The organism is Streptomyces sp. PCS3-D2, assembly GCF_000612545.2.
Lineage (GTDB): Bacteria > Actinomycetota > Actinomycetes > Streptomycetales > Streptomycetaceae > Streptomyces.
The window spans coordinates 1-12,945 of record NZ_CP097800.1 but is presented as its reverse complement, the minus strand read 5'-3'; the positions used below and the strand labels follow the sequence as shown (position 1 = coordinate 12,945).

Annotated in this window: 9 protein-coding genes and 6 pseudogenes; 5 read left to right on the top strand and 10 right to left on the bottom strand. The window is 74.1% G+C overall.

What is annotated here, in order from left to right; all coding sequences use genetic code 11:
- Positions 1 to 152: 152 nt before the first annotated feature.
- The 3 genes and pseudogenes from AW27_RS34325 to AW27_RS34320 form a co-directional block, all read right to left on the bottom strand.
- Positions 153 to 374, bottom strand: a pseudogene (locus tag AW27_RS34325) (hypothetical protein); the annotation flags it as partial.
- Between the two features lie 816 nt (positions 375 to 1,190).
- Positions 1,191 to 1,664 carry a deoxynucleoside kinase gene (locus AW27_RS00060; RefSeq protein WP_304949811.1) on the bottom strand — a complete coding sequence of 158 codons (474 nt, stop codon included), beginning with the start codon at positions 1,662 to 1,664 and terminating at the stop codon, positions 1,191 to 1,193.
- A 245-nt stretch (positions 1,665 to 1,909) separates the two neighbouring features.
- Positions 1,910 to 2,986 carry a helix-turn-helix transcriptional regulator gene (locus tag AW27_RS34320; RefSeq protein WP_370466664.1) on the bottom strand — a complete coding sequence of 359 codons (1,077 nt, stop codon included), beginning with the start codon at positions 2,984 to 2,986 and terminating at the stop codon, positions 1,910 to 1,912.
- A gap of 1,596 nt (positions 2,987 to 4,582) precedes the next feature.
- Between AW27_RS34320 and AW27_RS00050 the strand changes: the two genes are divergently transcribed.
- Positions 4,583 to 5,977, top strand: coding sequence for a helix-turn-helix domain-containing protein (locus tag AW27_RS00050; RefSeq protein WP_304949809.1), 1,395 nt, complete (start codon positions 4,583 to 4,585; stop codon positions 5,975 to 5,977).
- Here the strand turns inward: AW27_RS00050 and AW27_RS00045 are convergent.
- The 4 genes from AW27_RS00045 to AW27_RS00030 all read right to left on the bottom strand — a co-directional run bounded on the left by AW27_RS00045 (position 5,952) and on the right by AW27_RS00030 (position 7,944).
- A complete protein-coding gene (locus AW27_RS00045; RefSeq protein WP_304949950.1) occupies positions 5,952 to 6,392 on the bottom strand; it encodes a ribosome-inactivating family protein in 441 nt (146 codons plus the stop codon). The two genes, AW27_RS00050 and AW27_RS00045, sit on opposite strands and share 26 nt — an antisense overlap.
- Positions 6,304 to 6,660 carry a hypothetical protein gene (locus AW27_RS00040; RefSeq protein ID WP_304949808.1) on the bottom strand — a complete coding sequence of 119 codons (357 nt, stop codon included), beginning with the start codon at positions 6,658 to 6,660 and terminating at the stop codon, positions 6,304 to 6,306. Before AW27_RS00040 ends, AW27_RS00045 begins: the two co-directional genes overlap by 89 nt.
- 68 nt (positions 6,661 to 6,728) lie before the next feature.
- Complete coding sequence (locus AW27_RS00035) at positions 6,729 to 6,857, bottom strand: hypothetical protein (RefSeq protein WP_304949807.1); 129 nt, start codon at positions 6,855 to 6,857, stop codon at positions 6,729 to 6,731.
- A gap of 16 nt (positions 6,858 to 6,873) precedes the next feature.
- Positions 6,874 to 7,944, bottom strand: coding sequence for a LysR family transcriptional regulator (locus AW27_RS00030; protein ID WP_304949806.1), 1,071 nt, complete (start codon positions 7,942 to 7,944; stop codon positions 6,874 to 6,876).
- Between the two features lie 244 nt (positions 7,945 to 8,188).
- On the opposite strand from AW27_RS00030, the pseudogene AW27_RS34315 reads away from it, so the two are divergent.
- A pseudogene (locus tag AW27_RS34315) lies at positions 8,189 to 8,458 on the top strand (cupin domain-containing protein); the annotation flags it as partial.
- 272 nt (positions 8,459 to 8,730) lie between these two features.
- Here AW27_RS34315 and AW27_RS34310 read toward each other — a convergent pair.
- Positions 8,731 to 9,273, bottom strand: a complete 543-nt coding sequence (locus AW27_RS34310) for a rhomboid-like protein (RefSeq protein ID WP_370466441.1) — start codon at positions 9,271 to 9,273, stop codon at positions 8,731 to 8,733.
- A 565-nt stretch (positions 9,274 to 9,838) separates the two neighbouring features.
- Between AW27_RS34310 and AW27_RS00025 the strand changes: the two are divergent.
- Together AW27_RS00025 and AW27_RS00020 are read left to right on the top strand one after the other, a co-directional pair.
- Positions 9,839 to 10,210, top strand: a pseudogene (locus AW27_RS00025) (C40 family peptidase); the annotation flags it as partial.
- 9 nt (positions 10,211 to 10,219) lie between these two features.
- Positions 10,220 to 10,570: a hypothetical protein gene (locus AW27_RS00020; protein WP_304949965.1), complete on the top strand. Its 351-nt coding sequence runs from the start codon at positions 10,220 to 10,222 to the stop codon at positions 10,568 to 10,570.
- 132 nt (positions 10,571 to 10,702) lie between these two features.
- Here the strand turns inward: AW27_RS00020 and AW27_RS00015 are convergent.
- Positions 10,703 to 10,909 (bottom strand): annotated as a pseudogene (locus AW27_RS00015) (helix-turn-helix domain-containing protein); the annotation flags it as partial.
- Positions 10,909 to 11,395, bottom strand: a pseudogene (locus tag AW27_RS00010) (DUF2975 domain-containing protein). The pseudogenes AW27_RS00015 and AW27_RS00010, both read right to left, overlap by 1 nt.
- A gap of 421 nt (positions 11,396 to 11,816) precedes the next feature.
- Here AW27_RS00010 and AW27_RS00005 point away from each other — a divergent pair.
- Positions 11,817 to 12,945 (top strand): annotated as a pseudogene (locus AW27_RS00005) (molybdopterin-dependent oxidoreductase); the annotation flags it as partial.

The following is a 12,945-nucleotide window of genomic DNA, read 5'->3' as shown; positions in this document are numbered from 1 at the left end:
CCGGCCGAGGGCGCCCTCCGGCAGCGCGAACGTCTTCCCCGGCCTCTCCCGTGGACACGTCCACCAAGCGGAGGCGACCGCCCGTCGACACCGGCCAGCACGTACTCGGTGCAGACCACCACCGGCACCTCCACGTCGCGGGAGGAGGGGTGCACGTCCTCGTGCTTCTCACCGGTGAACACGTCGACCCCCGCGAGATGCACCTCGGTCGGACCGTGCTGGCCGGCTTCGAGATCGAGACGTCGGTGAGCCTGCAGACAACGCCGTCGACGAGCACTGGCCGTTCCTGCGCAGGGCCCCCCGCCCGCATCGGGAACGTGCCGCTCCCACCCGCTTCCGCGGGCGGTTCGAAATCCAGGTCCACGGCCGCTCATACTGCCTCCTGCTCACGCCGGTTTGCGCTGGTCGAGCCGCAGTAGACCACCTTCCGCCGCGTGAACCACCGGCCATTGCCCCCGACGGGGTGAACGCGGGCACGCAAGCCCGCGCCTACCGGGGGCCGGCAGCGCACCCGCCCCCTCCCGGCTCGGCACCGGGTACACCGCACGGGCACACCGCACGGGTACGACGACGAGGACCCCCCGCCCCCGGTTACGGCGCCGCCCCCGGGCGTCGCTCAGAGGGAGAACGCGTGGTCCGACGGCGTCGTCTCGCGCACCGGCGGAGGCGAGCCCGGTCTCCGGCGCGGCGGCGGAGCCCACGGCGCGGCCGCGGATGCCTCCCGTGCGGCCACGGGGGCCGCCGCTGCGGCGGGCGCCGGCTCGGGCGCGGCCCACCGCCGCGGGGGCGGCGATCGCGGCGGCGGACGGCGAGAGACGGCGATGACGCGCAGGGTCCACTTCGGCATGGTGAGCTCCGGTTCCGGAATCTGAATCTGACGGGACGAGTCCTGATCGTCGCCACCCGCCAGGTGTCCGGGCATCGTCCGCAGGTCGCGGCGTCTCCCCCGCACGGGGGAGACCACCGGCCCGCGGGTCAGAGACCGGCCGCGGCGTTCTGCCGGACCGCGGCCAGGGCGTCCTTGACCTCCCGGACCACGCGGGCGGCGTCGTCGGGGTTGTGCACGACGTCCGTGCGGTTCATGTCGACGACGAGAACCTCGCCTGGCCGAGTAGTGCAGGTTCACCCAGTCGTCGTAGCCCGACCACAGGGTGCGGTAGTACTCGACGAGGCCCTCGTCCTGTTCGAAGTCACGGCCCCCGCAGGCCGATCCGGTGCAGCACCGTCTCGAAGTCCGCCTTCAGGTAGACCATCAGGTCGGGCGCCTTGCGGTACGGCAGGCCGTCGATCTCGCGCATCATCTCGCCCAGCAGGCCCTCGTTACACCCGCATCTCCAGGGAGCTGATCCGGCCCAGGTCGTGGTTGACCTTGGCGAAGTACAGTCCTCGTAGATGGACCGGTCCAGGACGTTGTCGCCCTGCTTGTACGCCTCCTGATCGAGGCGAAACCGGGTCTGCAGGAAGTAGAGCTGGAGCAGGAAGGGGTAGCGCCTCGCCTGGATCTCCTCGGGGCTCGCCGTGTAGAAGAGCGGAAGGAGTCGGATTGTCCTCGACGCTCTCGTTAGAAGACGTCGCTGCCCCAGTTCCTTGGCGAGGGAGTTTCGGCCACACTCGTCTTGCCGATCCCGATCATGCCTCCGACGCAGATCACTGCCATACCTCACTTCTCCCCGGCGGTCTCCTGTGCGTGGGCGTGCGGGCTGGGCATCTCACACCACTGAGACGCACGCCGACGGCACGCGATTCCCCGGGAGCTTCGTGATCAGCGGTCAGACGGTCCCCCGTCCGGACCGCACCGGAACCCCTGACGCGGGCCGCTCTCATCGACCGGCCGGCCTGCCCTTCCGCGGTCGCCGCACACAGCGACGAGCACCCGGCCCCGCGGCCAGCTTGAATCTTAGATGACGATTCACCCGCCCCCGACCAGCCCTTGTGCCACCGGCCGGCCGACACAGCACCCCCCGGCACCGGCCACCCCCGCGGGCCCTCCGCTACCCCAGGGGCAGCGACCCCCGCCAGCTGCCGGCGCGAGGAGGACGCCGAGCTTCCGGAAGACCTTGCCGAGGTGGTACTCCACCGTGCTCGCGCTGAGGAACAAGTCCGTCGCGATCTCCTGATTGGTAGCACCGCGAGCCGCCAACCGCGCGACCCGGGACTCCTGCGGGTCAGCTGCCGCCCCGCCCCCGCGTCCCGCCCGCGCGCCTGCTCGCCCGTGGCCCGCAGCTCCAGACGGGCCCGCTCGGCGAAGGCGGCCGCCCCCATCGAGGCGAACCGCTCGTGGGCGCGCCGCAGCAGCACCCGGGCGTCGTGCCTGCGGCGCTGCCGACGCAGCCACTCCCCGTGCAGGAGGTCCGTGTGCGCCTTCTCGGTCAGCAGCGGCGTCGGCTCCAGATGCGCGGACGCCTCCCGGAACAGCTCCTCCGCCGCCGGTCCCGGCGCGACCAGGGCGCGGCTTCGGGCCAGCAGCCCCAGCGCCCACGGGGTGCCGCTGGCCGTGGCCCGCTCGGCCAGCAGCTCCAACGCCCGCGAGGCCACGCCCGGATCGCCGTTGCGGACGGCGGCCTCGACCAGGCCGGGAAGGCCGAGCCCGGCGCAGTGCGGCGGCGGATCGTCGAGAACCGCCTGGGCCGCGGCCTGGGCCTGCGGGTAGCGGCGCCCGCCCAGCCCGAGCACGACCAGTGCCGCACGGGCCAGTTGCGCCTGGATCCCGCCGGGCGCCTCGGGACACAGCTCCCGCTGCGCCGCGACCGCCGACAGAGTCGCCGCCTCGTCCCCGCGCCAGGCGTGCAGCATCACATCGGTGGGGTGGGACAACCGCGGATCGGCCCCGGTCGCGTCCGCGATGTCCTTGAACTCCGCGAAGTGCGCCTGCGCACCGACCAGGTTGCCGCGGAACACCTCCGAGGTCGCGTTGGCGTGTGCGCTGATCTGGAGCATGCGCAGCGCCCCGTGGCCGCGCGCGGCATCGGCGTACCGCCGCCCGCATTCCCCCAGGGCGTCGATGTCCCACAACTCGACGGCGGCGACCATCCCCAGCAGGCTCCAGCGGACCGCTCCGCCCTCTTCCGCGCCGGGCCGGGTCATCGCCGCGAGGGCCGCCCGCAGCGACGGCACGCCCGCGCGGTAGCCGACGGCGACCAGCCGGGCGTGACCGTCCAGGAGCAGGTCGGCGACGCACGCGTCCGCACCGGGCGCCGCGTCCCCGCGGCCGGCGACACCGAGCGCGGCACGGGCCACCCGCAGGGCACCGCCACCACCATCGGCACCGCCACCACCGGCACCGCCACCACCACCGGCACCGCCACCGGGGCCGGCAGCGACCATCGAGGCGTCGAAGGCCTCCAGCAGCGTGTCACGGCCGGACGCCGGGTCGTGCTCGAAGAGCACCGGGGCGGCATCCAGGAGGAGCCCGACAGCCCCCTTTCCGCCCAGCATCAGGCGGGCCAGCCCGCCCAGCCGGCCGGCATGGGCGCCCAGCACGGGCACCGCCGGTCCCGGTGCCGGCAGCCGGGAGAGGAGCTCCTCGGCCCGACGCGGGGCACCGGCCATGAGGGCCGCCGCACAGGCCTCAAGCAGCCACGTGGCCCGCCGGACCGGATCGTCGGTGAGATCCGCGGCCCGCTGCAAGAACGCGGCCCGGGCCAGGTAGCCGCCGGTGTTCCCGGCCCGCTCGGCACAGCCGTGCAACGCGGAGGCGACCTGCTCATCGGGGCCGTCCGCGGCGGCCGCCGCATGCCAGGCGTGCCGTTCGGGTTCGGCGCACGCGTCGGTCACGGCGGCGAGCGCGGCGTGCACGGAACGACGCGCGGCCCGCGACGCGCCCCCGTACACGGCCGAGCGGATCAGCGGATGACGGAACGAGGACGCACCGGGAGCGGGCCGGGCCGTCAACAACTCCTCCCGCTCGGCCTGGTCGAAGGCCTCGGCCAGGTCGTCGTTGCCGGCCCCCGAAAGGTGCCGGACCGCCCGCCGCAGCACGTCCCGATCGCCGGTCGCGTCGGCGGCCGCCGCCAACAGCACCGTCCGGGTCAGCACCGGCAGGCCCTCAACCCGCCGCAGGAACCGGGCCTCCAGGCGCCGCCCGAGAGCCGGCGGCCCGGCGAACCCCGCCTCCACGACATGAGGCCCCTGGGCCAGTTCCCGCAGGGCGAGCGGATTGCCCGCCGCCTCGGCGATGATCCGCTCGGCCACGACCTGGTCGATCCCGCCGCCGGCGTGGTCCATGAGCAGCGCCAGCGCATCGGCCTGCGGCAGCCGGCCGAGCCGGAGTTCGGGAAGGCCGTCCAGCGCCGGCGGCGCCGCCGTGTCGTCGCGCAGCGCGAAGAGGGCGACGATGCCGTCGGCGTGGAGCCTGCGTCCCACGAACGCCAGGACGTCGAGCGACTCCCGGTCCAGCCACTGGGCGTCGTCGCACACGAGCAGCAGCGGCCTTTCGCGGGCGGACTCCGCGAGGAGGGTGAGAACGGCGAGCCCCACCAGGAACCGGTCGGGCGCGGTCCCGTCCACCATCGCGAACGCCGTCTCGAGCGCGGCGCGCTGGGGCCCAGCCGGTTCCGGGCACGAGGAACGGCAGCAGGACGCGGTGCACGGCCGCGAAACCGAGCTCCTGCTCGGCCTCGACGCCCGCGACCCGCGTGACCTGCAGGCCCGAAGCCGACCCGACCGCATGGTCCAGCAGGGCCGTCTTGCCGATCCCGGCATCGCCGCGCACGACGAGTACACCGCTCATACCCGAGCGCCCGCCGTCCAGCAGCCGGTGCACCAGAGCGCTCTCCGCACCCCGGCCTCTCATGATCATGAACTGAACATACCGGCTCCGGGCATCCCCCGACCGGCCGCGCCGGACCGGGGGACGGGCGGCGGAGACTGGGAGGTTTCCAGGATCCGAACCACCGCCCTCCCCGGGCACGCTCCGGGCATGCAAGCGCACCGCACCGAACCGGCCCGCACCCACCCCACACCCCCGCGCCCCCAAGCCCCTCCCGCCCGGGCAGCGGACAGGGCCACGGGCAAGGGCAGGAGCCGGGCAGCGGACAGGGCGGCGGAGCCGGGCCTGTTCGCCGCCGAGACCGCGACCGGCGACTGCGGATACCTCCGGATACGCACCCTCGAAGCCACACCCCACCGCACGGACCACGACGGCGCCCACGGCGAAAGCGGCGGGCCGTTCGTCGTCGTGGCCGTCCAAGCCTCGGGCACCGCACTGCTCTCCCGCGGCGGCAGGCGGATACGCCTGGCACCGGGCGACATGGCCCTGCTGCCCTCGGGCGGCGAACTCGCCGTGGAGTTTCCCGAGCCCTCCCGCACGCACCTGCTCCGGCTGCCGCGCGCCGTGCTCGCCGTCCCGCAGGCAGACCTCACGGCCGTCCTGGGGAGCACCGTCCGGCCCGCCCCGGGCCTGGACACCGCCGTCTCCCGCTCCCTGGCCGCCTTCGCCGACGCGGCCCCGGACCTGGGCGCCGAAACCGGCGGCCGCATGGCCGGCCACATCGCGGGCATGCTGGCCACCCTCATCACGGAACGGGCCGCCGCCGGCACCCGACCGGCAGCCCGGCCCGCCACCGGCCAAGGCCCCGTCACCGCGGAGACCGCGGACCTGATGGCACGCGTCCGCGCCCACATCGGCCTGCACCTGGCGGACCCGGACCTCTCCCCACGCTCGATCGCCGCCGCACACCACATGTCCGTCCGCTACCTGCACCGGCTCTTCGCACAGGACGCCACGACGGTCGGCACCTGGATCCGCGAGCGCCGCCTGGAAGAGGCCGCCCGGGAACTGGCCCGACCGGGACGCGGGAAGACCGTCTCCCGCATCGCGCACCGCTGGGGCTTCGTCAGCCCCAACCACTTCAGCCGGGTCTTCCGGCAGCGGTACGGGATGTCACCGCGGGACTGGAGCGCCTCCTTCACCCCCGTCCCGGAGCCGCCGCCGCACAGGGCGGCGGCCGGTGTCAGCCGCCCCGCTTGTGCCCGTTGAGCTGGATGTACCCCAGGTTCGCGATAAGCGCGGCGACCGTCGGGTAGTACCTGCTGTAGCCCTGGGCACCGATGGTGAAACCGTTCCCGGCCGGGTTGCGCAGCCGCGCGTACACCCAGGCGGACAACTGGCCCCAGCTGGTTTCGAGGTCGGCACCGAACGGGCCGATCGGCGTCGACGCGTGGTGGGCGATGTTCTGCCGGATCACGTCGAAGACGTACCCGAAGCGCGCCGCCTCGGCGGTCGCGCCGATGACGTCCACCAGGTACGAACCGACGGTCTGCCGGCCGGCCCGGTGGTGAGGAGCTGCTGGGTGTTGCGCAGGGTCAGCAGCGCGTTCTGGAGGTTCTGGGGGGTGAGCCGCCGCTCCGCGCGGGCGCCACCGCCGGGCAGGGTGGCGTAACTCCCGTTCCAGGGCAGGCGGTGGGCCCGCACCCCAGGACCCGCTCGAACGCGTCGGGATAGCCGTCGGGGAACACGTAGTGCCGGTTGCCGGTGCCGTCGGGCTGCCCGGGCTGGTAGATCCCGGCCAGATACAGGGTGTTGGCCCAGTAGTAGAGGGACACCACGTACTGCCCGGCGTGACTCACCCGGATCTGGATCAGCCGGTCGGGCATCGTCGTGGTCTCGTCCAGCACCTGGTAGAAGTCGTGGCCGCTGATCCGGTGCACCTGGTCGATCATGTTCCAGTACCGGTCGTGGTGCCCCTGGCCGCCGTGCTCGAGACCGCTGATGTCCCAGTCGACGACCGTCAGCGGCCGGTCCGGATCGGCATGGCGGCGGGCGCGGCCGCGCCCAGCACACCGGCCGACAGGGCGAGCGCCACGAGGAGACCGGCGACACGCCGCATCACCCGCCCGCCCGAAACTACGCTGAACACACAGAACTCCTCCTCCTCAGGCCGGACATCCCGCCCGACCGGGCGCCCGGACTCCTTGCGGGGGACAGGACGCGGTCGCACGGTCGCCCGGCACACGGCCGGCCCACGGCGGCCCGGCAACAGGCCACAGGCTGCCAGCGCCGAAGGCAGCGCACGTGCCCGAGAGCGCCCGCACCCGCCTACCCGCGCACACCCCCCCGGCCGGCCCGACGGCGCCCTCCACCCGGTGCAGCGCCGCCAGGAGATGGCGCAGGGCCGGATCGGGCGGACCGGGACGGACCGCCAGGGACGTCGTCACGCTCAGGCCGGCCAGCGGGCGCACCACCACCGCGGGACCGACGGCATCCCCTGGACCTCGTAGAAGACGGTCCACGACGCCTCGCGCGCCGTGCCGATCGCCGCGAGCGTGGCCTGCAGACCGGCGAAGGGCGGCCCGGCGGGCGGCACGCCCCCGCCCTGCGGCACGCGTCGACGACCAGATCGTGGAAGTACGGGTTCTCCGCGCGCGGAGCCAGACGCAGCGCGAGCCCCGCCAAACGGTCCAGCCCCCAGCCCGTTCGGCCGCCAGCGGATGGCCCTGGGGCAGGGCCACATGCAGCGGGTCGCTCCACAGCGGCAGCAACTCCAGGCCGGCCGCCGAAGGAACCGCCCGCACCAGGGCGGCGTCGAGCTCCCCGGAACGTACCGCGGCCAGCCGATCGCCGACCGGCATCCTCCGCAGCCGCACCTGAAGCCGGGGAGCGGCAGCGGACAGGAGCGCCAGAACACGCCCCAGCCGGTCCCGGGGGCCGTGGACACCGCCCAGCCGCAGCACACCGTCGGCACCCGCGGTGACATCGGCGGCCACCCGCACCGTGCGCTCGGCAGCCGCCAGAACCGCACGGGCCTCGGGGAGCAACCGCTCGCCCGCCGAGGAGAGCCGCACCCGCCGGGTCGTACGCTCGAACAGGACCACCCCCCAACCGCGTTCGAGCCGGCCGATCTGCTGGCTGACGGCCGACGGGACGATCCCCAGCCGCTGCGCCGCCCGCCCGAAGCCGCCCTCCTCGGCAACAGCCACGAAATACCTCAACTGCCGCAGTTCCACCCGTCCGCCTCCCGCAGCGATTCGTCACGACCGGTGATCTCTGTCTTCTCCAACAGCCGGTGGATCACGACCGCTTCCCGGGATCGAATGGAACCGCATCCACGACACGCCGCAGACCACAGAGAGACCGCCGATGAACGCCCCCGACAGCCCCTGATCGTGCACGCCGAGCAGGCCGAGCGGATCGACTTCCCCACGGCGGGGGGTTCCGCCTCTCGCGGACGCATCCGACACCGGCGCGGCGGTGGGAGCCAACCGCTTCACCCTCCCCCGCGGCGCCACCGGCGCCCCCGCCCACCACCACGCACGGTCGACCGAGGTGTTCTACGTACTCGACGGAAGCGCCCGCTTCACCCTCGACGACCGCACCACGACCGTGGCCGCCGGCGGACTCGTCTGCATACCGCCCGGCCACGTCCACGCGTTCGGCGCTTCTCCCGCAGCCACGGCGGACCTGCTCGTCCTGCTGACCCCGGCCGTCGACCGCTTCGACTACTTCCGCACCCTGGGCCGCATCCGGCACGGCCTGGACCTTCGCCGCGCTCCTGCCCGAACAGGACCGCTACGACGTGCACTTCGCCCCTGCCGACACACCCCAATAGCCCGCCGGGAGAACCCGCAAAGGGGGAGCGGCCGGTCAGGAACGCTGCCCGGATCCGCCCGCCGGCGACGCCGGCCGCGCGAGAGCACCCGGCCGCGGCCCGCCGTCCGCCACGGTGCGGGGCGGTCCCGCGGCACCGGCCCGCGGCCGCCGGAAGGCCGGGACGGCCAGCAGCCCGAAGCCGATCACTGCCGCCGTGAGATGGCCGACGGTGGTGAAGTCCGGCAGCGGCCCGGACCACTCGGCACCGCCGAGCGGCCACGCGAGGACGAAAGCCGCCCAGGGCAGGCGCCCCGGCGGGGCAGGGCGAGCGTGCCGACCGCCAGCACCGTCTGCGCACCGTAACTGACCCCGTAGTCCAAGGACTGTCGCACCGCCGCCGGATACCAGCCGTACCGCAGCGCGACGGTGATGACGGCAGCGGTGAGCAGGGTCGCCACGACATGCCCGCCGAGGAACACCGCCACCGCACGCCGCTTCCCCCACCGCGATTCCGCCCAGGCAGGAAGCAGCACACCCCCAGCCCCAGGGTGATCAGGGTGCCCACGAAGTCCGTCGAGGCCACATCGGTGAGCGTCCCGTCGAAGAACAGCGCGCTGCCGGCCAGCGCCGCCAGCGGATGGTCGCGCAGGTTGTCCAGGTTGGTGCTGAGGTACCCCAGCACGGCGCCGCCCGTTCGTCGGACACCCGGCCGATCCAGGCGTGGCCGGCCAGCAGCAGGCAGACATAGGCGAGGGTCAGCGGCGCACGGCGCGGATATCTCCGCACGACGCGGAGCGCTCTGCCCAGGGGCCCCGGCGGTGATTGAGGGTTCATCGGCGGCACTCTCCGGTTCGGTTCGGTTCGGTCAGGCTCGGGCAGGTCGGGTCGGGGCGAAGGCGTGGCCGGCCCGCGAGGGCAACCGCCCCGGCCGACCCCCGGCCACCCCAAGGGATGCGGTGTGCCGCGCCCCGGTTCCAGCCGACCGACCAGGACACCGCCCCTCACGGGTGACGGACACTCAAAACCCCAGACCGGAAGGGGTTTCCGGAAGTTTCCCGTTTCCCGTTCGCAGCGGGCGACCCGCGCCTGCTCGACACACGGGGGAGGCGGGCGACAGTCTCGGAAGCGCCCGGACAGGACACCACGGGCACGACGGCCCGCGGCCGGACGACCGCGCGGCGGAAACGGGGGACCGGACATGGCGATGCGCACGACAGCGGTGGCGGCGGTGGCGGCACTCACCCTCCTGGCCGCGGGGGAAGGCGCCCACAGCGCCACCGCTGCCCCCAGGGCGGCGGCGGGGAGTGCCGGGTGCTCGCCGCCGGCGCCTCCACCACGGCGGAGCAGGCCGTGGCGGCCCCTGCGAACAGATCGGCGTCTGGTACACCTGGGGCGGCGGCCACGGGCCGCAGCCGGGCCCGACCTACGGCCAGGTCGACCCCAGCGACCCGGACAGCGCCCACGACCCGAGCGGCTCGGCTTCGACTGCTCGGGACTGGTCCGCTACGCCTACGCCCGCGCCGCCGGCGGCGACCCCCTGCCCGGCAACGCCTACCACCAGTTCCACGCACCGCAGGTGCGGCAGCGGTTCACCGCCGCCGAGGGGACCGCCCCGCTCTCCCGGGAGACCTCCTGGCCTGGGGCTCGGGCGGCTCCATCCACCACATCGCGATCTACCTGGGCGCGGGCAGGATGGTCGAGGCCCGGGAATCGGGCACCCGGATCACCGTCGCCGACGTACGGCTCGGCGGCGACTATGCCGGAGCGGTCCGCATCGCGCCGCCGACGCAGGCGCCCGGCACGTTCAGCACCTGGGGCACCGACGTGTGGACCCACCAGGAGCCCTCCACCGGCAGCCCGCGCGTGCACAAGTTCCCCGGCCCCACCACGGTGCGCGTCGACTGCCAGAAACACGCCGAACCCGTGACCGCCGAGGGCTACACCAACGACGCCTGGTCCTACCTGCCCGAATACCGGGCATGGATCACCAACATCTACATCAAGGGCCCCGCCTGGCTGGACGGCGTACGCACCTGCCCCTGAACACGCCCTCACATCCCGCGATCGCCCGGGGCACCACGCACCGCCGGTACGGCTCCGCGGCCGTTCAGCCCTGCCGGTGCTGCCCGGGCAGCCCGGACCCGGCGGCTTCGCCCCCCGCGCCGTCCTGCGCGGCGGTGTCCCCGGCCTCCAGCGCAGCAGGTCGCCCGGCTGGCACTCGAGCGCCTCGCAGAGCGCGGCGAGCGTCGCGAAGCGCACCGCCTTGGCGCGGCCGTTCTTCAGCACCGCCAGGTTGGCCGGCGATCCCACCCGGTCGGCGAGTTCGCCCACGGACATCTTCCGCCTGGCCAGCATCACGTCGATGTCGACGGTGATGGGCATCAGATCACCTCGTCCAACTCGGCCGCATCCGTGCCGCCTCGCCGTCGCGCGCGACGGCTGCGCGAGCAGCATCCGCAGTACCAGCACGATGAGCGCGACCCCCAGGATGGCCAAGCCGATCCCGCCCATGATCACAGTAACGCCCGGATCCTCCCGCTGGCCGGGGGCGTTGACCGCCGTGACCGCGAACCACAGCACGGCCACAGCCGTGATCGCGCCGATCACGCCGTCCACGTACCGGAACGCGGCGTGGGAGAACACCGTCCCGCGCCGCACCATCGCCGTCAGCCGCCACACGCAGACCAGGGCCACCTGGGCCGCCACCATCCCCAGGGCCACGATCACGCGCATCGGGGTCAGCGGCAGCGATCCCCCCTCCGTCTCGCCCGTGACCAACGCCCACACCATCCCCGCCTGCACGAACACGGTGCCGGCGAACACCACCCCGAGCACGACGCGCAACGCCCGCACGGTCAGCTTGCCCATGACCCATCCCTCCATCGACCCACAATCGAAATCTATCGAAAATCGATAGGTCGAGCAAGGGGTGGGACCTCGGCGGCCCGACTCCGGACCGACGGGGAGCGGCGGCAACCCTCCGGCGCGGCGCAGGCCCCCGGGTCGGCGCCTCCGGGCCTCTGGGTGAAGCGCCGGACGCCGACCTGCGCGCCGGCGGGTTCGACGCCCGCGCCCGGCCCGCGAAGGGGGGGCGTGACGGGGGCGTGCCGCCGCGGGTGCCGCGGAGCGGCGACCACCGTGCCCACGGGCAGCACTCTGTCCCGCTGCGTGCCGGCGCCGCCTTCGCGGGTCGCGGCCGGGCCCTCGCACCACGGACCGCCGGCACCTTTCCGGCGCGCGGGTCACTCTTTCGGCGTGTCTGGCCAATCCGCCAGGTGGATGCTGCCGAATCCGGTACGTGAACCACTTCCGCAGCACCCTTCCCCGCGCCGCCCTGGGCGCGTCGGCCGGCGTTCTGGCCGCTGCCGGCGCTCGCCGTGGCCGAGCTGGTCGCCGGCTGGGTGCGGCCGGCCGCCGGGCCGGTGACGGTGGTGGGCGGCGCGGTGATCGACCGGACCCCGGCCGCGGTGAAGGACTTCGCGATCCGTACGTTCGGGGAGAACGACAAGACCGTCCTGCAGTCGGGAATCCTGGCGATCCTCGCCGTCATCGCCGTCGGTCTGGGCATCCTGGCCTTGGACCCGGCGGGCCGGTGCCGCCGGCGTGCTGCTGTTCGGGATCGTCGGCTCCGCGGCGGCCCTCAGCCGCCCGGACTCCACCGGAATCGGCGATGCACTGCCCTCGATCGCCGGAGCACTCGCAGGGGCAACCGCCCTGTACGTCCTGGCCTCCAAGGCGGTACCCGTTCCGGCACCGGCGGCGGGGACGGGCACAGCGGCACCGAAGGATGGAGCAGGCGCGGTTTCCTTGCCTCGGCGGCCCTGACCGCTGTGGCGGCCGCATCGGCAGGCGCCCTCGGCCGGTTCCTCTCCGGCCGGCAGGGGCAGGGAGCGGTCGCCTCCCGCGCCGGCCTGGTCCTGCCCCCACCGGCCTCCCGGCTCCGCCCGTACCGGCCGGAGCCCGGTTGAAGGTGCCCGGCATCAGCCCCTTCACCACCCCCAACGCCGACTTCTACCGCGTCGACACCGCTCTGACCGTCCCAGGGTCGACGCCGGCAGCTGGCGGCTGCGCCTCCACGGCAAAGGCGTCACCACACCGCGCACCTACACCCTCGACGAGCTCTGGACCGCCCGCTCGTGGAACGCGACATCACCCTGACCTGCGTCTCCAACGAGGTCGGCGGCCCCTACCTCGGTACCGCCCGCTGGCTCGGCGTCCCCCTGGCCGCGCTGCTCGCCGAGTGCGGGGTGAAACCGCCGTCGAAGGGCGGCCCGGCCGACCAGCTGGTGGCCCGGTCCGTGGACGGGATGACGCTCGGCTCACCGGTCGAGGACGTCATGGACGGCCGCGACGCGATCCTCGCGGTCGGCATGAACGGCGAACCGCTGCCCTTCGACCACGGCTTCCCCGTCCGCATG

Bases quoted from the DNA above. Each gene is read 5' to 3' on its own strand.
- AW27_RS34320 (WP_370466664.1), bottom strand. From the start codon at position 2,986: ATGCGGGCGGCGGTACGCCGATGCCGCGCGCGGCCACGGGGCGCTGCG.
- AW27_RS00040 (WP_304949808.1), bottom strand. From the start codon at position 6,660: ATGATCGACCAGGTGCACCGGATCAGCGGCCACGACTTCTACCAGGTG.
- AW27_RS34310 (WP_370466441.1), bottom strand. From the start codon at position 9,273: ATGTCTGCCTGCTGCTGGCCGGCCACGCCTGGATCGGCCGGGTGTCCG.
- AW27_RS00020 (WP_304949965.1), top strand. From the start codon at position 10,220: ATGGTCGAGGCCCGGGAATCGGGCACCCGGATCACCGTCGCCGACGTA.